The 1,584-nt window shown below is 74.1% G+C and carries 2 protein-coding genes; one reads left to right on the forward strand and one right to left on the reverse strand.

Annotated features, from left to right (window positions below):
* Positions 1–164: 164 nt before the first annotated feature.
* The gene (locus E9934_RS19360; RefSeq protein ID WP_136564543.1) at positions 165–1,370 is read right to left on the reverse strand and encodes an ROK family protein; all 1,206 of its coding nucleotides are present in this window, start codon (positions 1,368–1,370) and stop codon (positions 165–167) included.
* A gap of 87 nt (positions 1,371–1,457) precedes the next feature.
* Between E9934_RS19360 and E9934_RS20605 the strand changes: the two genes are divergently transcribed.
* Positions 1,458–1,584: hypothetical protein (locus tag E9934_RS20605; RefSeq protein WP_202977395.1), on the forward strand; the 127-nt coding region annotated here is incomplete at its 3' end.

The raw sequence follows: 1,584 nt of genomic DNA on the forward strand, positions 1-1,584 counted from the left end.
CGCCTCGAGCACGGCGCGGGCGTCGGCCTCGCTGACGTCACCCCAGTCGGCGCCGAGCTGCCAAGTGCCGAGGCCGACGACGGAGACGTCGCGGCCGGTCTGTCCGAGAGTGCGCTGGTGCATGGGGATCCTTGCTGGGCGAGGGCGGGTGACGTGGAGGGCTATCAGCCGAGCGCCCGGGCGAGCCGGGCGTCGATCGCGGAGGGGCTGAGGACGGCGTCGAGGGCGAGGGCCGCGCAGCCGACGAGGCCGGCGCGGTCGCCGTACGTCGCCGGCAGGAACTGCAGCTCGCGGGTCGCCAGCGCGGACGCGCGGGCATAGACGGCTTCGCGGACGCCGGCGGCGTAGACGTCATAGGCGGCGGCCATGTCGCCGCCCAGCACGACGGCCTGCGGGTTGAGCAGGTTGATCGCGACGGCGAGCAGCTCGCCGACCTGCCGGCCGCTCTCGCGGAGCAGCTGCTTGGCCTCGGGGTCGCCGGAGAGCGCCTGCGCGACGAGGTCGCGGATGTGGTCGACGGTGCGGCCCTCCTCGCGCAGACGCGCGACCAGCGCCCACCCGGCCGCGATCGTCTCGAGGCAGCCGACGTCGCCGCACCGGCACGGACGACCCGCCGCCTCGGGGACCTTGGTGTGGCCGAGGTCGCCGGCGCCGCCACGCGACCCACTCACGAGGCGACCGTCCGCCAGCACGCCGAGGCCGATGCCCGTCGAGGCCTTCACGACGAGCAGGTCGGGCATCGTCGCCGCGTGGCCGAGGTACTCCGAGCGGGCCATGGCGTCGGCGTCGTTGGCGAGGAAGAGCGGCGCGTCCGCGACCTTCTCGAGGTACGGCGCCAGCGGCACCCCGTCCCAGCCGGCCATCACCGGGGTGTCGACGCTGACGCCGCGGCCGTCGTCGACGACACCGGGCAGCGAGGCCCCGATGCCGAGGACGGGCGGCAGGTCGCGCTCCAGCAGTGACGACAGGTGGTCGGCCACGCCGGGCATGACGTCGTCCGGCCCCGCCCCGATCTCGTGCTCGACCGCGGAGGAGGCGAGCTCGGTCCCGCCGAGGTCGAAGACGGCGACCTGGGAGCGCGAGCGCCCGATCGCGACCGCGAGCACGACGCCGGCGTCGGTGTTGAAGACGAGGCTGCCCGGCGGGCGCCCCCCGGTCGAGGCAAGCTCGGCGCCGAGGCGCAGGAGGCCGGCCTCGGTGAGCGCGTTGACGCGGGCGACGACGGCGGTGCGGGACAGGCCGGTGACGGTGCGGAGATCGGCCCTCGTCGAGGCCCGGCCGCTGCGGAGCAGCGCGAGCAGGTCACCCGCGGTGGCGGACTCCCGCACCAACGGCGGGCGGACCACCGGGGCGAGGGTCGCGTCAACCATGCGCGGAGTCTAAGCCCTGCCACTTTGATCTTAGAAAGACATAAGTAGGGTTCCCCAAAGACACCTTGAGGCTCTACGGTGGTCGATGTGAGCGCACACACTCCTGACCTGGCCGTCCCGGCCTGTGACTTCACCGTCTTCGGCGGCACGGGCGACCTCGCCCTCCGCAAGCTGCTCCCCGGCCTCTACCAGCGCGAGCGGCAGCACAACCTCC

It is taken from the genome of Nocardioides caeni, from assembly GCF_004912195.1.
GTDB lineage: Bacteria > Actinomycetota > Actinomycetes > Propionibacteriales > Nocardioidaceae > Nocardioides > Nocardioides caeni.